Consider the following 18,720-nt stretch of genomic DNA (forward strand, 5'->3'; position numbering starts at 1 on the left):
GCTTTCTCCATACTTGCGGCCGATTTCAATCCTAATAAAACACCCAAACCGTGGAACCTTAGAATGAGCACAGCAATCAGTCCGACTGCTTATAACTATAAGGTAGTCCGCCAGTTCGCCATCATGACGGTGGTCTGGGGGATCCTTGGCATGGGGCTCGGTGTCTTCATCGCCTCGCAACTGGTCTGGCCGGAACTGAACTTCGGTCTGCCGTGGACGAGCTTTGGACGCCTTCGCCCGTTGCACACAAACCTGGTGATTTTTGCCTTCGGCGGGTGTGCACTGTTTGCCACTTCCTACTATGTCGTGCAGCGAACCTGCCAGACGCGACTGATTTCCGACAGCCTCGCGGCCTTCACCTTCTGGGGCTGGCAAGCGGTGATCGTCGGCGCGATCATTACCTTGCCGATGGGTTTCACCACCACCAAGGAATACGCTGAACTGGAGTGGCCGCTGGCCATTCTGCTGGCCATTGTCTGGGTCACCTACGGTCTGGTGTTCTTCGGCACCATCACCAAGCGCAAGACCAAGCACATCTACGTGGGCAACTGGTTCTACGGCGCATTCATCGTCGTGACCGCGATGCTGCACATCGTCAACCACATGTCGCTGCCGGTCAGCCTGTTCAAGTCCTACTCCGCCTACTCCGGCGCGACCGACGCGATGATCCAGTGGTGGTACGGCCACAACGCCGTGGGCTTCTTCCTGACCACCGGCTTCCTGGGGATGATGTACTACTTCGTGCCGAAGCAGGCCGAGCGTCCGATCTACTCCTATCGCCTGTCCATCGTGCATTTCTGGGCCCTGATCACCCTGTATATCTGGGCAGGTCCCCACCACCTGCACTACACCGCGCTGCCGGATTGGGCACAATCGCTGGGCATGGCGATGTCGATCATCCTGCTGGCCCCGAGCTGGGGCGGCATGATCAACGGCATGATGACCCTGTCGGGCGCCTGGCATAAGCTGCGCACCGACCCGATCCTGCGCTTCCTCGTGGTCTCCCTGGCGTTCTACGGCATGTCGACCTTCGAAGGCCCGATGATGGCCATCAAGACCGTCAACTCGCTCTCCCACTACACCGACTGGACCATCGGCCACGTGCACGCCGGCGCCCTCGGCTGGGTGGCGATGATCTCCATCGGCGCGATCTACCACATGATCCCGAAACTGTTCGGCCGCGCGCAGATGCACAGCACCGGCCTGATCAACGCGCACTTCTGGCTCGCCACCATCGGCACCGTGCTGTACATCGCCTCGATGTGGGTCAACGGCATCACCCAAGGCCTGATGTGGCGTGCGATCAACGACGACGGCACCCTCACCTACTCGTTCGTCGAAGCGCTGCAGGCCAGCCATCCGGGCTTCATCGTCCGCGCCCTGGGCGGTGCGTTCTTCGCCAGCGGCATGCTGCTGATGGCGTACAACGTATGGCGCACCGTGCGCGCCTCGAACCCGGCTGAAGCCGAAGCCGCCGCCAAGATCGCTGTCGTTGGAGCTCACTGATGAAGCATGAAGCCGTTGAGAAGAACATTGGCCTGCTGGCCTTCTTCATGGTCATCGCCGTCAGCGTCGGCGGCCTGACCCAGATCGTCCCGCTGTTTTTCCAGGATGTCACCAACAAGCCGGTCGAAGGCATGAAGCCGCGCACCGCCCTTGAACTGGAAGGCCGCGACGTCTACATCGCCAACGGATGCGTCGGCTGCCACTCGCAGATGATCCGTCCGTTCCGCGCCGAAACCGAACGTTACGGCCACTACTCCGTCGCCGGCGAAAGCGTCTGGGACCACCCGTTCCTGTGGGGCTCCAAGCGCACCGGCCCGGACCTGGCCCGCGTCGGCGGCCGCTACTCCGACGACTGGCAGCGTGCGCACCTGTACAACCCGCGCAACGTCGTCCCCGAGTCGAAGATGCCGGCTTACCCGTTCCTCGTGGAAAACAAGCTCGACGGCAAAGACACTGCCAAGAAAATGGAGGTCCTGCGCTCGCTCGGCGTCCCTTACACCGACGAAGACATCGCCGGTGCGAAGGATGCCGTAAAAGGCAAGACCGAAATGGACGCGCTGGTGGCCTATCTGCAAGGCCTGGGCACCATCATCAAAAGCAAACGGTGATTCTTCATGGATATCGGGATGATTCGCGGCCTGGGCACCGTTGTCGTAATGGTGGCTTTCATCGGTCTGGCGCTGTGGGTGTTCAGCCCCAAGCGCAAGTCAGAGTTCGAAGACGCGACCTTGCTGCCTTTTGCGGATGATCCCGAAGCCATCAAGCACGTCGAGCAAGCTTCTAGGAGTAACAAAGAATGACTACATTCTGGAGTCTGTACGTCACAGTCCTCAGTCTCGGTACGATCTTTTCCCTGACCTGGCTGTTGCTGTCGACCCGCAAGGGCCAGCGCGCCGAGCAGACCGACGAGACCGTCGGCCACTCTTTCGACGGGATCGAAGAGTACGACAACCCCCTGCCCAAATGGTGGTTCATGCTGTTCGTGGGCACCATCGTCTTCGCCCTGGGCTACCTGGTGCTGTACCCGGGCCTGGGCAACTGGAAAGGCCTGCTGCCGGGCTACAACTACCTCGACACCGAGAAGCAGACCGCGTTCGCCAACGGCCAGACCGGCTGGACCGGCGTGCACGAATGGGAGAAGGAAATGGCCCGTTCGGACGCCAAGTTCGGTCCGATCTTCGCCAAGTTCGCCGCCATGCCGATCGAAGAAGTGGCCAAGGATCCCCAGGCCCTGAAGATGGGCGGCCGCCTGTTCGCCTCCAACTGCTCGGTCTGCCACGGCTCCGACGCCAAGGGCGCCTACGGCTTCCCGAACCTGACCGACGCCGACTGGCGCTGGGGCGGCGAGCCGGAAACCATCAAGACCACCATCATGGGCGGTCGCCACGCGGTGATGCCGGCCTGGGCCGACGTGATCGGCGAGCAAGGCGTGGCCGACGTGGCCGCGTTCGTGCTGACCAACCTCGACGGGCGCAAGCTGCCTGAAGGCACCAAGGCCGACCCGGCCAACGGCCAGAAGCTGTTCGCCGCCAACTGCGTGGCCTGCCACGGTCCGGAAGGCAAAGGCACCCCTGCCATGGGCGCGCCCAACCTGACCCACCCGGCGGCGTTCATCTACGGTTCGAGCTTCGCCCAGCTGCAGCAGACCATCCGCTACGGCCGCCAGGGCCAGATGCCTGCCCAGGAACAGCTGCAAGGCAACGACAAGGTGCACCTGCTGGCCGCCTACGTCTACAGCCTGTCCCACGGTGAAAAGGCGCCGGAAACTCAGGCCGAGTAATCCCGACGCATGCTGCAACAAAAAGCCCCGCCAGATCCCTGGCGGGGCTTTTTCGTTCCAGGCGGCCGTCACCGCTGGGTGGCGCGCTCGCCAGCCTGCAATCCCCTTACATTTCGCAACCCAAATTGATTGGGCCCGAACCGGCTAAGACGATAGTTTCCGTCCCCGTATGGCGGGCCGGCACCCACATTCGACACCCACCAATCAAGCTGCAAGGAAGCAACTCGATGACCCGACGCAAGACACCCTCAACGGCAGACACCGACATCCCGAACCCAGGGCCTGCGCCCCTGATCGAGGCGAAGGTGGAGTTCGGCGCCCTTTCCTTCCGGGCACACAGCGACGGACCCCGAAAGCCTCCCCGCAAGAAACCCCGCAACAGCGGGCTCGACAGCCTGGGAGGCGGTCACCTTCCTTGATCACTCCAGGGATCAACGGAGCGCGGCACCTGTGCTGCGCTCCACCGGCAACCGCCAGGTCGACAGACGTAATCGTCTATAGTCAATTGACCTGCATCATGCTTTGCTGCATTCGCTACACCATTCAAGATTTTTCCCCAACGCGACCAAAGGTCGCACCCTTGAGCCAGAGCGACAGGCGTATCATTGCGCCACTGCAACACCCCTTTCTGACCCCGGTCGGCACGCATCGACCGAGGCATTTTTCCACTGCCGTGGGATGCAATGATGAGCAACCAGATTCCGGTACACGACGTCACGCCCCCCAACAAGAACGCAAGCACCAGCGTCGACCTTTACGCCTCACGAGAAAAGATCTACACCCGCGCCTTCACCGGCCTGTTCCGCAACCTGCGGATGATGGGCGGCACCGTGCTGTTCCTGCTGTACTTCGGCACAGTCTGGCTCGACTGGGGCGGCCATCAGGCCGTGTGGTGGAACCTGCCGGAGCGCAAGTTCTTCATCTTCGGCGCAACCTTCTGGCCCCAGGACTTCATCCTGCTGTCGGGCATGCTGATCATCGCCGCGTTCGGCCTGTTCTTCATCACCGTGTACGCCGGCCGCGTCTGGTGCGGCTACACCTGCCCGCAAAGCGTGTGGACGTGGATCTTCATGTGGTGCGAGAAAGTCACCGAAGGCGACCGCAACCAGCGCATCAAGCTGGACAAGGCGCCCATGAGCGCCAACAAGTTCCTGCGCAAGTTCGCCAAGCATGCGCTGTGGCTGCTGATCGGCTTCGTCACCGGCATGACCTTCGTCGGCTACTTCTCGCCGATCCGCGAACTGGTGTTCGAGTTCTTCACCGGCCAGGCCGACGGCTGGTCGTACTTCTGGGTGGGGTTCTTCACCCTCGCCACCTACGGCAACGCCGGCTGGCTGCGCGAGCAGGTGTGCATCTACATGTGCCCGTACGCCCGCTTCCAGAGCGTGATGTTCGACAAGGACACCCTGATCGTCTCCTACGACCCGCGCCGGGGCGAAACCCGCGGCCCGCGCAAGAAAGGCACGGACTACAAGGCCCAGGGCCTGGGCGACTGCATCGACTGCACCATGTGCGTCCAGGTCTGCCCGACCGGCATCGACATCCGCGACGGCCTGCAGATCGAATGCATCGGCTGCGCCGCGTGCATCGACGCCTGCGACAGCATCATGGACAAGATGGACTATCCGCGCGGCCTGATCAGCTACACCACCGAGCACAACCTGTCCGGACAGAAGACCCACAAGCTGCGTCCGCGCCTGATCGGCTACGCCGTGGTGCTGCTGGCCATGATCAGCCTGCTGGTGACCGCGTTCTTGATGCGCTCGCTGGTCGGGTTCGACGTCAGCAAGGACCGCGTGCTGTACCGCGAGAACGCCGAAGGCCGGATCGAGAACGTCTACAGCCTGAAGATCATGAACAAGGACCAGCGCGACCACACCTACGTGCTGGAGGCCGCCGGCTTGCCGGACCTGCGCCTGCAGGGCAAGCGCGAGATCAAGGTGCCTGCCGGCGAAATCTTCAGCATGCCGGTCGAGCTGTCGAGCGCACCGGAGCAACTGCCGTCGAGCACCAACGAGGTGAAATTCATCCTCAAGGACGCCGATGACGACAGCGTCCACGTTGAAGCCAAGAGCCGATTCATCGGCCCACAAAACCGTTGAGAGAAGTGAACATGCCCGCAGCCACTGCCGCAAACCCATGGTACAAGCACCTCTGGCCCTGGATCATCATCGGGATCCTGGCCTGCTCGGTGACCCTGACCCTGTCCATGGTGACCATTGCGGTGAACCACCCGGACAACCTGGTCAACGACAACTACTACGAGGCCGGCAAAGGCATCAACCGTTCGCTGGACCGCGAACTGCTGGCCCAGACCCTGAACCTGCGCGCCAGCGTGCACCTGGACGGCGTCACCGGCGAGGTCGACCTGCGCCTGAGCGGCAACAGCCAACCCAAGACCCTGGAGCTGAACCTGATCTCGCCGACCCAGCCGGAAAAGGACCGCAAGATCGTCCTGACCCGCAGCGAGGCCGAGAACGGCCGCTACATCGGCCAACTGGCGGACAAGATCGAAGGACGCCGGTTCGTCGAGCTGCTCGGCAGCCAGGACGACCACGTCTGGCGCATGTTCGAAGAAGAGCTGGTCAGCCACGACAAGGACCTGCTGCTGGGCGACGAGCCGCTGCAAGGCGCGGAAGACCTGGACAAGTAAAAGGCTGCACGAAGTGCATTCGCGGGCAGCCCCGCTCCCACACCGGATCTGCGGCGTTCACAGAACCTGTGGGAGCGGGCCTGCTCGCGATGAGGCCCTCCCGGACATGAAAGACTCCACCTGATGACCACCCCACTCCCCTGCTACCACTGCGCCCTGCCCGTCCCGCCCGGCAGCCGCTTCACCGCCGTCGTGCTCGGGGAGCCCCGCGAGTTCTGCTGCCCCGGCTGCCAGGCCGTGGCCGAAGCCATCGTCGCCGGCGGCCTGGACAGCTACTACCGGCACCGCAGCGAAGCCTCGGCCAACCCCGAGGCGCTGCCGGTGCAACTGGTGGATGAACTGGCGCTGTACGACCGCGCCGACGTGCAGCAACCGTTCGTGCGCCACGAAGGCGAGCTGGCCGAAACCACGCTGCTGATGGAAGGCATCAGCTGCGCCGCCTGCGGCTGGCTGATCGAGAAACACCTGCGCACGCTGCCGGCCGTGGCCGAGGCACGCCTGAACCTGTCCAACCATCGCCTGCACGTGCGCTGGGCCGACGCGCAACTGCCGCTGAGCCGGATCCTCGCCGAACTGCGCCAGATCGGCTACGCCGCGCACCCGTACCAGCCCGATCGCGCCAGCGAGCAGTTGGCCGGCGAAAACCGCCGGGCCCTGCGTCAGCTCGGCGTCGCCGGCCTGCTGTGGTTCCAGGCCATGATGGCGACGATGGCCACCTGGCCGGAGTTCAACATCGACCTGAGCCCCGAGCTGCACACCATCCTGCGCTGGGTCGCGCTGTTCCTCACCACGCCCATCGTGTTCTACAGCTGCGCGCCGTTCTTCAAGGGCGCCATGCGCGACCTGCGCACCCGCCACCTGACCATGGACGTCTCGGTGTCGCTGGCCATCGGCGCGGCCTACGTCGCCGGGATCTGGACCTCGATCACCGGGGTCGGCGAACTGTATTTCGATGCGGTGGGCATGTTCGCCCTGTTCCTGCTCGCCGGACGCTACCTGGAGCGCCGCGCCCGGGAACGCACCGCCGCCGCCACCGCGCAACTGGTGAACCTGCTGCCGGCCTCGTGCCTGCGGCTCGACGCCGCCGGGCAGAGCGAGCGCATCCTGCTCAGCGAACTGTGCCTGGGCGACCATGTGCTGGTGCCGCCCGGCGCAGTCCTGCCGGCGGACGGCAGGATCCTGGACGGCCGCTCCAGCGTCGACGAGTCGCTGCTGACCGGCGAATACCTGCCGCAGGCGCGCAGCGTGGGCGACGCGGTCACCGCCGGCACCCTCAATGTCGAAGGCGCGCTGACCGTGCAGGTGCAGGCCCTGGGCCAGGACACCCGGCTGTCGGCCATCGTCCGCCTGCTCGACCGCGCCCAGGCCGAAAAGCCCCGGCTGGCGGAAATCGCCGACCGCGCCGCCCAATGGTTCCTGCTGCTGTCGTTGATCGCCGCAGCCGCCATCGGCTTGCTGTGGTGGGAACTGGACGCGTCGCGGGCCTTCTGGATCGTGCTGGCGATGCTCGTCGCCACCTGCCCCTGCGCGCTGTCCCTGGCCACGCCGACCGCGCTCACCGCCGCCACCGGCACCCTGCACAAGCTCGGCCTGCTGCTGACCCGCGGCCATGTGCTCGAAGGCCTCAACCAGATCGACACGGTGATCTTCGACAAGACCGGCACCCTCACCGAGGGACGCCTGATGCTGCGCGCGGTGCGTCCTCTCGGCGCGCTGGACGGCGACCGTTGCCTGAGCCTCGCCGCTGCCCTGGAGAACCGCTCGGAACACCCGATCGCCCGGGCCTTCGGCCGCGCCCCGCTGGCCGCCGAGGAAGTCCACAGCCTGCCGGGGCTGGGCCTTGAAGGCCGGGTCGGCGAACAGCGGCTGCGGATCGGCCAGGCCGGTTTCGTCTGCGGCCTGAGCGGCGCCGGCGTGCCGCCGATGCCGGACGAGCCCGGCCAATGGCTGCTGCTGGGCGACACCCAAGGCCCGCTGGCCTGGTTTGTCCTCGACGACCGCCTGCGCGCCGATGCGCCGGCCTTGCTGGCCGCGTGCAAGGCGCGGGGCTGGCGCACGCTGCTGCTGTCCGGCGACAGTTCGCCGATGGTCGCCGGCGTAGCCGCCGAGCTGGGCATCGACGAGGCCCGCGGCGGCCTGCGCCCGGACGACAAGCTGCAGGTGCTGCAGCAGTTGCACAAGGAAGGCCGCAAGGTGCTGATGCTCGGCGACGGGGTCAACGACGTGCCGGTGCTGGCCGCCGCCGACATCAGCGTGGCCATGGGCTCGGCCACGGACTTGGCCAAGACCAGCGCCGACGCGGTGCTGCTCTCCAACCGTCTGGACGCCTTGGTGCAGGCCTTCACCCTGGCCCGCCGCACACGCCGGGTGATCATCGAGAACCTGCTGTGGGCCGCGCTGTACAATGGCCTCATGTTGCCGTTCGCCGCCCTCGGCTGGATCACCCCGGTGTGGGCGGCGGTCGGCATGTCGATCAGTTCGCTGACCGTGGTGCTCAACGCCCTGCGCCTGACCCGCCTGCCGGGCGCGCCGGCCGTCCACGCCACGTCAGAAACCCGCCCGCTGCCGGCCTGAGCCGCGCGGGCATGGAGTACAGATGCCAGCTCTTTACGTAATGATCCCGGCCGCGCTGCTGATCGTGGCCATCGCCGTGTACATCTTCTTCTGGGCGGTGGACAGCGGCCAGTACGACGACCTCGACGGCCCGGCCCACAGCATCCTGTTCGACGACCAGGACCCGAACCACACCGCCGCGGTGGACGAAGCCAAGGCGACCCCGCCGGACGACAAGGCGCCGCCCCATGCTTGAGCTTGCGCCGCTGCTGGTGTCTGCGCTGATCCTCGGCCTGCTGGGCGGCGGGCATTGCCTGGGGATGTGCGGCGGCCTGATGGGCGCCTTGACCCTGGCAAGCCCCAAGGAACAGCGCAGCCGGCGCTTTCGCCTGCTGCTGGCCTATAACCTGGGGCGCATCCTGAGCTACGCCGCCGCCGGCCTGCTGATCGGCCTCGCGGGCTGGGCCGTGGCCAACAGCCCCGCCGCGCTGTTCATGCGGGTGCTGGCCGGGCTGCTGCTGATCGCCATGGGGCTGTACCTGGCCGGGTGGTGGAGCGGCCTGACTCGCATCGAAAGCCTCGGCCGCGGGCTGTGGCGCCATATCCAGCCTGTGGCCAACCGGTTGCTGCCGGTGTCGAGCCTGCCCCGCGCCCTGCTGCTCGGGGCGCTGTGGGGCTGGCTGCCCTGCGGGCTGGTCTACAGCACCCTGCTGTGGTCGGCCAGCCAAGGCAATGCGCTGGACAGCGCGCTGCTGATGCTCGCCTTCGGGCTCGGCACCTGGCCCGTGCTGCTGGCCACCGGGCTGGCCGCCGAGCGGGTCACGGCGCTGCTGCGCCAGCGCAGCGTACGTGTGGCGGGCGGTGTGCTGGTGCTGCTGTTCGGCCTGTGGACCCTGCCCGGACCGCATCAGCATTGGCTGATGGGCCACTGAGTGGCAAGGGGCTTGCCCCCTCGCCACAGGTTCCAGGCCGGCCCGCCGACCGGCCTTGATGCAAATCAAGATGCCCCCTCGCCGTCTCCCCTAGACTCGCCGACACTGCCAGCCTATCCGGGGGAATGCCCGCATGCTCGACGCCATTCGTTGGGACACCGATTTGATCCGCCGCTACGACCTGGCGGGGCCGCGCTACACCTCGTACCCGACGGCCGTGCAATTCAACAGCCAGGTCGGCACCTTCGACCTGTTCCACGCCCTGCGCGACAGCCGCAAGGCCCTGCGCCCGTTGTCGCTGTATGTGCACGTGCCGTTCTGCGCGAACATCTGCTACTACTGCGCCTGCAACAAAGTCATCACCAAGGACCGCGGCCGCGCGCTGCCCTACCTGCAACGCCTGGAGCAGGAAATCCAGCTGATCGCCTGCCACCTGGATCCTGCGCAGAAGGTCGAGCAGCTGCACTTCGGCGGCGGCACCCCGACCTTCCTCAGCCATGACGAGCTGCGCCAACTGATGGCGCACCTGCGCAAGCACTTCAACCTGCTGGACGACGATTCCGGCGACTACGGCATCGAGATCGATCCCCGCGAAGCCGACTGGTCGACCATGGGCCTTCTGCGCGAACTGGGCTTCAACCGGGTCAGCATCGGGTTGCAGGACCTCGACCCCGCCGTGCAGCGGGCGGTCAACCGCCTGCAGAGCCTGGAGGAAACCCGTGCGGTGATCGATGCGGCACGCACCCTGCAGTTTCGCTCGATCAACATCGACCTGATCTACGGCCTGCCGAAGCAGACCCCGGACAACTTCGCCCGCACCGTCGAGGAAGTCATCCACCTGCAACCGGACCGGCTCTCGGTGTTCAACTACGCGCACCTGCCGGAACGCTTCATGCCGCAGCGGCGGATCAACGGCAACGAGCTGCCGAGCCCGGCGCAGAAGCTGGAGATGCTGCAACGCAGCATCGAGCAACTGACCGCCGCCGGTTACCGCTACATCGGCATGGACCATTTCGCCCTGCCCGACGACGAACTGGCGGTGGCCCAGGAAGAGTCGACCCTGCAACGCAACTTTCAGGGCTACACCACCCACGGCCATTGCGACCTGATCGGCCTTGGCGTGTCGGCGATCAGCCAGGTGGGCGATCTGTACTGCCAGAACAGCAGCGACCTGAACCAGTACCAGAACACCCTGGCCGGGGCCCAGCTGGCCACCAGCCGCGGCCTGGTCTGCAACGCCGACGACCGTCTGCGCCGGGCGGTGATCCAGCAGTTGATCTGCAATTTCAGCCTGGACTTCGCCGACATCGAACGCGCCTTCAACATCGACTTCCAAGGCTACTTCGGCGCGCTCTGGCCGCAACTGCAGGACATGGCCCGGGACGGCCTGATCGAGTTGGACAGCGAACGGATCAACGTACTGCCTGCAGGACGCTTGCTGGTGCGCTCGGTGTGCATGGTGTTCGACGCCTACCTTGAGCAGCAGAACCGCCAGCGCTTTTCCCGGGTGATCTAGTCCTTCGTCAGCAGCGAGGCGGTCTTCATGTTCTGCTCCGAGGTCAGGCCCGATTGATCCACAACCTTGGCGAGGGACAGGTTGGCCGTGATCAGGCCAGTGTTGAGGGCGGAGATGGCGCTCTTGAGTGCGGCGATCTTGGCCGTCCGCTCTTCGTTGGAGAGGGTCTTGTCGGCCATCACGGCGTTGATGCGCGCGTTCTTCTCGGTGATCTGCTGCCGAAACTTGCGGATCATCTTGAGCAACTGCTGGACGTTCTCCGGCAAGTCGCTGCCTTCGATGTCATGGTTGTCGCCGCCGAAACCGGCGGACTTCTCCAAGGCCTCGCCGGACAGCGACACTTTGACGCTCTCGACCAAGGTCGGGGTTGCCGACAGCGCCGATACGGTTTCCGGCTCGGCGCCGGCGGAGTCTCTAACACCTTCCGGCAACGGCACAACACCGCTGCTGCCGGGGTTCAACGTGCCAATGGCGGCCATCGGAACGGTTCCTTGCATGCCTTCTGATAGCAGGTTATCGGCCACAGCCCCGTGGGCTTTACATCCCTGGGGCCGTCTCGCCACAGGCTGGCCTGAATGTCCTGTGCTGAGTTACCCTTACGCCTTATGTGTGTTTTCCCACAAGGATCAAAGAAATGTCCGAGCCAGTTAAACTGCGCGCTCACAACCAGGCCCATTGCAAGGACTGCAGCCTGGCCCCTCTCTGCCTGCCACTTTCTCTGAATCTGGAAGACATGGATGCGCTGGACGAAATCGTCAAACGCGGCCGTCCGCTGAAAAAGGGCGAGTTCCTGTTCCGCCAGGGCGACGTGTTCGATTCCGTCTTTGCAGTACGCTCCGGCGCCCTCAAGACCTTCAGCCTGAGCGACACCGGCGAGGAGCAACTGACCGGCTTCCATCTGCCCAGCGAACTGGTCGGCCTGTCCGGCATGGACACCGAGAAGCACCCGGTGTCCGCCCAGGCCCTGGAGACCACGTCGGTCTGCGAGATCCCGTTCGAGCGCCTCGACGAACTGGCCCTGCAACTGCCGCAGCTGCGCCGCCAACTGATGCGGGTGATGAGCCGCGAGATCCGCGACGACCAGCAGATGATGCTGCTGCTGTCGAAGAAGACCGCCGACGAGCGCATCGCCACGTTCCTGGTCAACCTGTCCGCCCGCTTCCGCGCCCGCGGCTTCTCGGCCAACCAGTTCCGCCTGAGCATGTCGCGCAACGAGATCGGCAACTACCTGGGCCTGGCGGTGGAAACCGTGTCCCGGGTCTTCACCCGCTTCCAGCAGAACGAGCTGATCGCCGCCGAAGGCAAGGAAATCCACATCCTCGACCCGATCCAGCTGTGCGCGCTGGCCGGCGGCTCCATCGAAGGCTGATCTCGACCCGCGGCCGAGCGAACCGTTTCAGCCGCGGGTATACTGCGCCGTTTGCAGCCCTGCCAGGACACCTCGACGATGCCCTTCGATTCCTTCGACATCAAATCCCTGATCCGCCCCGTGATCGACTTTCCGAAACCGGGCGTGATCTTTCGCGACATCACCCCGCTGTTCCAGTCCCCGACCGCCCTGCGCCAGGTGATGGACAGTTTCGCCCACCGCTACGTGGAAGCCGACTTCACCCACATCGGGGCGATGGACGCACGCGGGTTCCTGATCGGTTCGGTGCTGGCCTACCAGCTGAACAAGCCGCTGGTGCTGTTCCGCAAACAGGGCAAGCTGCCGGCCGACGTGCTGGCCGAGGGTTACGCGACCGAGTACGGCGAAGCCTTCCTGGAAGTGCATGCCGACAGCCTGTGCGAAGGCGATTCGGTGGTGATGTTCGATGACCTGATCGCCACCGGCGGCACCCTGATCGCAGCCGCCAACCTGATCCGCCGCATGGGCGCCCGGGTGCACGAGGCGGCCGCGATCATCGACCTGCCGGAGCTGGGCGGTTCCCAGCGTCTGCAGGACATGGGGATTCCTACGTTCTGCCTGACCCGGTTCGCCCTGACCGACAAGTAAGCGGCGCCTGTTCGGCCGTCAGCGCCAGCAGGCTGGCTCCCACAGGGGTGGGGATCGTGCTCCCCCCCTGTTGCAGCACCGCAGCCTCACAGCCCCATCTGCTTGCCGATGATCTCGTTCATCACTTCCCGCGTCCCGCCGCCGATGGACAGGATCCGGTTATCCCGGTACAGCCGCTCCACCCGGCTCTCGCGCATGTAGCCCAGGCCGCCGAGGATCTGCACGGCTTCGGTGGTGATGCGCTCCGAGGTGTCCGTGGCGAAGTTCTTGGCCATGGAGATCTCCTTGATCACGCTCTGCCCCGCCGCCATCTTCGCCGCCTGCCGGTAAGTGAACTCCCGCGACACCTCCAGCGCCGTGGCCATTTCGGCCAGCTTGTGCCGGATCACCTGGAACTTGCCGATGGGCTTGCCGAACGCTTCACGCTCCCGGGCCCAGGCCAGGCTGTCCTCCAGGGCCATCTGCGAGGTCATGTTGGCCATCAGCGCCAGGGCCAGGCGCTCGCTCTGGAAGTTGCCCATGATGCAGGCGAAGCCCATGTTTTCGGCCCCGATCAGATTGCCCGCCGGCACAGGGCAATCGTCGAAGAACAACTCGGCCGTGTCCGACGCCCACCAGCCCATTTTCTTCAGTTGCCGACCCACGGTGAAACCCGGCGTGCCCTTCTCGATCATCAGCAGGCTGATGCCGCCGAACCCGGGCGCGCCGGTGCGCACCGCGACGGTGTAGACGTCCGCGCGCACGCCGCTGGTGATGAAGGTCTTGCTGCCGCTGACCCGGTAGACGTCCCCGTCGCGCACGGCGCGGGTCTGCAGGTTGGCGACGTCGGATCCTCCGCCGGGCTCGGTGACGGCCAAGGCACAGATTTTCTCGCCGCGCAGCACCGCCGGCACCACGCGGTCACGCACGTGGGGCCTGGCCCACTTGAGGATCGGCGGCAAACCGATGTCCAGCGAGCCGAGGCCCGCCACCAGGCCGCCGGAGCCGCAGCGCATCAATTCTTCGCTGGCGGCGACCTTGGCGAACAGGTCGCCTTCGTGGCTGCCGCCCAGCGCCTCTGGATAGCCGATGCCGAGGATGCCGGCGGCGCCGGCCTTCAGGTACAGCTCACGGGGGAAGCTTTCGGCTTCTTCCCACGCATCGATGTCGGGCAGGATCTCGCGCTCGACGAAACGTCTGACGCTGTCGCGGATCATCTGGTGGCTGGGGTCGAAGTATTCCTGGAAGGCGGGCATCGGCGAACTCCACGGAAAGGTTCGCCGACGTTAACCGAGCGCTTGCTTGGTTTTCAACAGGATTGTGTGGGTATCAGAAGGATCGAGGGGATTCTATCGCCAGCAGGCTGGCTCCCACATTGAAATAGTGTGGGGGCCAGCCTGCTGGCGATGGGGCCGAAACCGGCAGCCGACCTTCAGAGGGAAATCGGCTTGCGCCCGGCGAACGAGTGGGCCAGCGTCCCGCCGTCCACCAGCTCCAGCTCGCCGCCCAGCGGTACGCCATGGGCGATGCGCGAGGCGACCAGGCCTTTGTTGTGCAGCAGTTGGGCGATGTAGTGCGCCGTGGCCTCGCCTTCCACCGTCGGGTTGGTGGCGAGAATGACTTCGGTGAAGGTGCCCGCCTCTTCGATGCGCGCCATCAGTTGGGGAATGCCGATGGCCTCAGGACCCAGGCCGTCCAGCGGCGACAGGTGCCCCTTGAGCACGAAGTAGCGCCCGCGGAACCCGGTCTGCTCGACCGCGTAGACATCCATCGGCCCTTCCACCACGCACAGCAGCGTGTCGTCGCGGCGCGGATCGGCGCATTGCGGGCACAGGTCGTCTTCGGTCAGCGTGCGGCACTGGCGGCAATGCCCGACCCCCTCCATGGCCTGGCTCAGCGCCTGGGCCAGACGCGTACCGCCGCTGCGGTCGCGTTCGAGCAACTGCAACGCCATGCGCTGGGCAGTTTTCTGACCCACTCCCGGCAAGGTTCGCAGGGCGTCGATCAGTTGGCGAATCAAAGGGCTGAAGCTCATGGGGAAAAGTCCGACAAAACAACGAGACGCGGTTTATACCCGCGCCTCCGGACAGCGTCAATTGTCCGGCCCTACGGGCCCGGGACGCCTCTTGAAGGCGGCACCTGCAAAAATGCCAGGCAAACGCCTGGCATTTTCGTGTTGCGTGCGATGCGCGAAGCCGATCAGAACGGCAGTTTCATGCCCGGCGGCAGTTGCATGCCGGCGGTCATGCTGCCCATTTTCTCCTGGCTGTTGGCTTCGATCTTGCGCACGGCGTCGTTGACGGCGGCGGCCACCAGGTCTTCGATCACTTCGCGGTCGTCATCGTCCAGGCCCGGCAGCAGGCTCGGGTCGATGCTGACGCGCTTGAGGTCGTGACGGCCGGTCATGACCACGCTCACCATGTCGCCGCCCGCCTTGCCGGTGACTTCGGCGTTGGCCAGCTCTTCCTGCATCTTGGCCATTTTTTCCTGCATCTGCTGCGCCTGCTTCATCAGGCCGGCCATGCCACCTTTCATCATGGGAATCACCTCAAAAAGTACTTGGATCAAAACGGCGCCCGGCGTTCGCGGCCCGGCGCCTTCATTGGTTAGCCCTGGGCGACCAGGGCATCGACAGGTTCAATAGTATCGTGCCGCACGACCGCGCCGAACTGCTGCACCATCTGCTGGATGAACGGATCGCCGTGGATCGACTCCTCCGCCTCGCGCTGACGGTCGGCGCGTCGGCGGGACGCGGCCTGGGCCGGCGTTTCCTGCTCAGGCTTGATCAGCTCGATGGACAGGCTCAGCGTGCGCCCGTGGTACTGGTTCAGCGCATCGTTGAGCCGGCGTTGCTGGGTGGCGTTGAACAGCGCGCTGTGGGCCGGGTCCAGGTGCAGCAGCCAATGGTCGCCGTCGACCGCGATCAGCGTGCAGTTGGCGGCGATGCTGCCGGTCATGCCGGAGACCGGCAGTTTCGGGAACAGCTCCAGCCATTGCAGGGCCAGGCCGGTGGCCGGTGCCGCAGCGGGTTCAGGCTCGGGCTCCGGCGCAGGTTCGGCGGCATGTTCGCTGGCCAGGTCATCGAGGTAACTGTAGGCCGAATCCATGTCCGGCTCGATGTAGTCCTCGTCCAGCGGCGGTTCGTCGTCGGCGTCCATGCCGGGGGTCGCGGCATCGACATCGGCCATGGACGGCTCGGGAATCGCCGCCGAGGCCCACTCCGGCGCGTCCGGCACCACGCTGTCCGGGGTCGGCGACAGCACCGGCGGCAGGTCCGGCTGCTCGGCGACGGTATCCAGCACCGGCTCGACGGCCGGCTGCTGCACCGGAACCGCATCCACCGGATCGTTCCACGGCAGGTCGACGACCGGCTCGGGCTCGGCGACGGGTTCCGGCTCGGGCTCCGCTGCTGGAGCGGCCTGGACAGGCTCCGGGGCCGGTTCCGGGGCAGGCGCAGGTGCGGGCACCGGCGCAACGGCCGCCGGCGCGGGGGCCGGCTCAGGATCGGGAGCAACCGCCGCCACCGGAGCAGCCTTCGGCGCGGCAGCCACTGCGTTCGCGGAATCAACTGTGGCCTGGCTGATCCCCACCGGCTTTAGCGTTTGCCTCGGGGCGTCCGTCGCGTCGGCGGGCCGGAAGGCCAGCATCCGCAACAGCACCATCTCGAAGCCGCCGCGCGGATCCGGCGCCAGCGGCAGGTCGCGGCGGCCGATCAGGCCCATCTGGTAATAGAACTGCACGTCTTCGGCAGGCAGCGCCTGTGCCAGCGCCAGCACGCGGTCACGGTCGCCGTGGCCGTTGTCGACGCCGTCCGGCAGCGCCTGGGCGATGGCCACGCGGTGCAGCACGTTGAGCATCTCCGAGAGCACGCCGTTCCAGTCAGGCCCTTGCTCGGCCAGATGGCGCACGGCTTCGAGCAAGGCCTTGGCATCGCCTTCGATCAACGCATGCAGCACGTCGTAGACCTGGCCGTGATCCAGGGTGCCGAGCATCGCCCGCACATCGGCGGCCAGCACCTTGCCTTCACCGAACGCGATGGCCTGGTCGGTCAGGCTCATGGCGTCGCGCATCGAGCCGTCCGCCGCGCGGCCCAGCAGCCACAGGGCGTCGTCCTCGAACGGCACGTTTTCGGCGCCGAGCACGTGGGTCAGGTGCTCGACCACCCGCTCCGGGGTCATGTTCTTCAGGGAGAACTGCAGGCAGCGCGACAGAATCGTTGCCGGAAGTTTCTGCGGGTCGGTGGTCGCCAGGATGAACTTGACGTAGGGCGGCGGCTCTTCGAGCGTCTTGAGCAACGCGTTGAACGAGTGGCTGGAGAGCATGTGCACTTCGTCGATCAGGTAGACCTTGAAGCGTCCGCGGCTCGGGGCGTACTGCACGTTGTCGAGCAGCTCGCGGGTGTCTTCGACCTTGGTGCGGCTCGCGGCGTCGATCTCGATCAGGTCGACGAAACGGCCTTCGTCGATCTCGCGGCACACCGAACACTCGCCGCAGGGGCTGGAAGTGATGCCTGTCTCACAGTTCAGGCATTTGGCGATGATCCGCGCAATGGTGGTCTTGCCGACCCCGCGGGTGCCGGTGAACAGGTAGGCGTGGTGCAGCCGCTGGCTGTCCAAGGCATTGATCAGAGCCTTGAGCACATGGGTCTGGCCGACCATTTCGCGGAACGAGCGCGGACGCCATTTACGTGCAAGAACCTGATAACTCATCGAAAACCGTCGCGGCAAAGGAAGCAGAAGCGGCTAATGCTAGCGGAGCAAGGGCAAAATTGCATCCGGTGTCCTCGCCTAATCTGGCTAAGCTGCATGCTCAGAGGCGTTTATCGGTTCGGGATCGGGAATTGCCGGAGCGTTTATGCGGTGGGCCTTGGGGACAATGCTGGGGATCAGCCTGAATGTGGCGGCGTCGGACGCGCCGCTGCGCTTCGTCGTCGCCGACAGCTGGGCGATGCCGATGGTGCAGTTCGAACGCGGCCGCCCGACCCAGGGCATCCTGTACGACATGATGCTCAGCCTCGCGACCCAGGTCGGCGTGCCGGCGCAATTTCATGTGCTACCCCGCACCCGGGTGCAGAACGCCATGGAGCACGGCGAGGTCGACGTGCGCTGCTATGCCGCGCAGTCCTGGCTGCCCAACCAGTCCGGCGACTACCTCTGGAGCGTGCCGCTGCTGTTCCAGCGCGACCTGCTGATCAGCCTTCAGGGCCCGCCCACCGGCATCGACCCCGCTGACCTTGCGCACCAACCCGTCGGCACGGTGCTGGGTTACGCCTACCCCACCCTGCAACCGCTGTTCGACAGCGGCCGCCTGCAACGCGAAGACGCACGCAACCAGGAACAGGTGCTGGAGAAGCTCATCGCCGGGCGCTACCGCTACGCCGTGAGCAATCAATGGACCCTGGACTGGTTCAACCAACGCCTGCTGCCGGGGCAGCAACTGCAAGGGGTGGCGGTGCTGCAGGAGCAGCATGTCGGCTGCTACGTGAGGAACGATCCGCAGGTGCCGGCGCAGCGGATCCTGCGCACGCTGCTGAGGATGAAAATGTCGGGGGAGATCGATGACATCATCCGGCTCTACACCGGCACGCCCGAAAGCTCCAAATGACCCTATGAAAGCCAGATCAGCGGCCACCGCAAACCTGTAGGAGCTTGCCTGCAAGCGATGAGGCCGGCACATCCGGCATCACCAGTGCCTGCCCCGCCGCCATCGCCAGCAGGCTGGCTCCCACAGGTATCCCGGGTGTTTGCAGGATCTAGGTACGCCACAAAAACCTGTGGGAGCTGGCTTGCCAGCGATTGGGCCATC

At 65.5% G+C, this 18,720-nt stretch carries 18 protein-coding genes; 13 read left to right on the top strand and 5 right to left on the bottom strand.

The features are described 5' to 3' along the window. The first annotated feature begins 63 nt into the window (after positions 1 to 63). The 10 genes from ccoN to hemN all read left to right on the top strand — a co-directional run bounded on the left by ccoN (position 64) and on the right by hemN (position 10,940). Positions 64 to 1,506, top strand: a complete 1,443-nt coding sequence (gene ccoN / locus CAG33_RS09880) for a cytochrome-c oxidase, cbb3-type subunit I (RefSeq protein ID WP_085577559.1) — start codon at positions 64 to 66, stop codon at positions 1,504 to 1,506. Next, positions 1,506 to 2,114 carry a cytochrome-c oxidase, cbb3-type subunit II gene (gene ccoO, locus CAG33_RS09885; protein WP_085577560.1) on the top strand — a complete coding sequence of 203 codons (609 nt, stop codon included), beginning with the start codon at positions 1,506 to 1,508 and terminating at the stop codon, positions 2,112 to 2,114. The genes ccoN and ccoO overlap by 1 nt, the downstream gene beginning before the upstream one ends. 6 nt (positions 2,115 to 2,120) lie before the next feature. Continuing rightward, the gene (locus CAG33_RS09890; protein ID WP_003175465.1) at positions 2,121 to 2,306 is read left to right on the top strand and encodes a CcoQ/FixQ family Cbb3-type cytochrome c oxidase assembly chaperone; all 186 of its coding nucleotides are present in this window, start codon (positions 2,121 to 2,123) and stop codon (positions 2,304 to 2,306) included. Further along, the gene (gene ccoP / locus CAG33_RS09895) at positions 2,303 to 3,286 is read left to right on the top strand and encodes a cytochrome-c oxidase, cbb3-type subunit III (RefSeq protein ID WP_085577561.1); all 984 of its coding nucleotides are present in this window, start codon (positions 2,303 to 2,305) and stop codon (positions 3,284 to 3,286) included. The genes CAG33_RS09890 and ccoP overlap by 4 nt, the downstream gene beginning before the upstream one ends. Before the next feature lie 686 nt (positions 3,287 to 3,972). After that, positions 3,973 to 5,388, top strand: a complete 1,416-nt coding sequence (ccoG, locus tag CAG33_RS09900) for a cytochrome c oxidase accessory protein CcoG (protein WP_085577882.1) — start codon at positions 3,973 to 3,975, stop codon at positions 5,386 to 5,388. Positions 5,389 to 5,399: 11 nt separating this feature from the next. After that, on the top strand, positions 5,400 to 5,939 hold the full coding sequence (locus CAG33_RS09905) for a FixH family protein (RefSeq protein ID WP_085577883.1): 540 nt from the start codon (positions 5,400 to 5,402) through the stop codon (positions 5,937 to 5,939). Between the two features lie 123 nt (positions 5,940 to 6,062). Then, positions 6,063 to 8,513 (top strand): heavy metal translocating P-type ATPase, encoded by a 2,451-nt coding sequence (locus CAG33_RS09910; RefSeq protein ID WP_085577562.1) that lies wholly within the window; start codon positions 6,063 to 6,065, stop codon positions 8,511 to 8,513. 22 nt (positions 8,514 to 8,535) lie between these two features. Next, the gene (ccoS, locus tag CAG33_RS09915; protein WP_085631377.1) at positions 8,536 to 8,748 is read left to right on the top strand and encodes a cbb3-type cytochrome oxidase assembly protein CcoS; all 213 of its coding nucleotides are present in this window, start codon (positions 8,536 to 8,538) and stop codon (positions 8,746 to 8,748) included. Beyond that, entirely contained in the window at positions 8,741 to 9,424 is a 684-nt protein-coding gene (locus tag CAG33_RS09920; protein ID WP_085638181.1) for a sulfite exporter TauE/SafE family protein, read from the top strand. Before ccoS ends, CAG33_RS09920 begins: the two co-directional genes overlap by 8 nt. 133 nt (positions 9,425 to 9,557) lie before the next feature. Then, on the top strand, positions 9,558 to 10,940 hold the full coding sequence (hemN, locus tag CAG33_RS09925) for an oxygen-independent coproporphyrinogen III oxidase (protein WP_085577565.1): 1,383 nt from the start codon (positions 9,558 to 9,560) through the stop codon (positions 10,938 to 10,940). Here hemN and CAG33_RS09930 read toward each other — a convergent pair. After that, a complete protein-coding gene (locus CAG33_RS09930; protein WP_085577566.1) occupies positions 10,937 to 11,419 on the bottom strand; it encodes a hypothetical protein in 483 nt (160 codons plus the stop codon). The two genes, hemN and CAG33_RS09930, sit on opposite strands and share 4 nt — an antisense overlap. Positions 11,420 to 11,574: 155 nt before the next feature. Here CAG33_RS09930 and fnr point away from each other — a divergent pair, with 155 nt between their 5' ends. Together fnr and CAG33_RS09940 are read left to right on the top strand one after the other, a co-directional pair. Beyond that, positions 11,575 to 12,309, top strand: a complete 735-nt coding sequence (gene fnr, locus CAG33_RS09935) for a fumarate/nitrate reduction transcriptional regulator Fnr (RefSeq protein WP_085577567.1) — start codon at positions 11,575 to 11,577, stop codon at positions 12,307 to 12,309. Between the two features lie 78 nt (positions 12,310 to 12,387). Further along, positions 12,388 to 12,936 carry an adenine phosphoribosyltransferase gene (locus tag CAG33_RS09940; RefSeq protein ID WP_085577568.1) on the top strand — a complete coding sequence of 183 codons (549 nt, stop codon included), beginning with the start codon at positions 12,388 to 12,390 and terminating at the stop codon, positions 12,934 to 12,936. An 86-nt stretch (positions 12,937 to 13,022) separates the two neighbouring features. Here CAG33_RS09940 and CAG33_RS09945 read toward each other — a convergent pair whose 3' ends face one another. From CAG33_RS09945 to dnaX, 4 genes are all read right to left on the bottom strand, one after another. After that, positions 13,023 to 14,171 carry an acyl-CoA dehydrogenase family protein gene (locus CAG33_RS09945; RefSeq protein ID WP_085631373.1) on the bottom strand — a complete coding sequence of 383 codons (1,149 nt, stop codon included), beginning with the start codon at positions 14,169 to 14,171 and terminating at the stop codon, positions 13,023 to 13,025. A gap of 176 nt (positions 14,172 to 14,347) precedes the next feature. Further along, positions 14,348 to 14,950: a recombination mediator RecR gene (gene recR, locus CAG33_RS09950; protein ID WP_085577570.1), complete on the bottom strand. Its 603-nt coding sequence runs from the start codon at positions 14,948 to 14,950 to the stop codon at positions 14,348 to 14,350. A gap of 164 nt (positions 14,951 to 15,114) precedes the next feature. Next, complete coding sequence (locus CAG33_RS09955; RefSeq protein ID WP_085577571.1) at positions 15,115 to 15,453, bottom strand: YbaB/EbfC family nucleoid-associated protein; 339 nt, start codon at positions 15,451 to 15,453, stop codon at positions 15,115 to 15,117. A gap of 68 nt (positions 15,454 to 15,521) precedes the next feature. Beyond that, positions 15,522 to 17,624, bottom strand: a complete 2,103-nt coding sequence (gene dnaX / locus CAG33_RS09960) for a DNA polymerase III subunit gamma/tau (protein ID WP_085638184.1) — start codon at positions 17,622 to 17,624, stop codon at positions 15,522 to 15,524. Positions 17,625 to 17,769: 145 nt separating this feature from the next. Between dnaX and CAG33_RS09965 the strand changes: the two genes are divergently transcribed. Then, the gene (locus CAG33_RS09965) at positions 17,770 to 18,519 is read left to right on the top strand and encodes an ABC transporter substrate-binding protein (RefSeq protein WP_085631371.1); all 750 of its coding nucleotides are present in this window, start codon (positions 17,770 to 17,772) and stop codon (positions 18,517 to 18,519) included. Positions 18,520 to 18,720 lie beyond the last annotated feature (201 nt).

This window comes from Pseudomonas sp. B3(2017) (assembly GCF_002113595.1).
GTDB lineage: Bacteria > Pseudomonadota > Gammaproteobacteria > Pseudomonadales > Pseudomonadaceae > Aquipseudomonas > Aquipseudomonas ekonensis.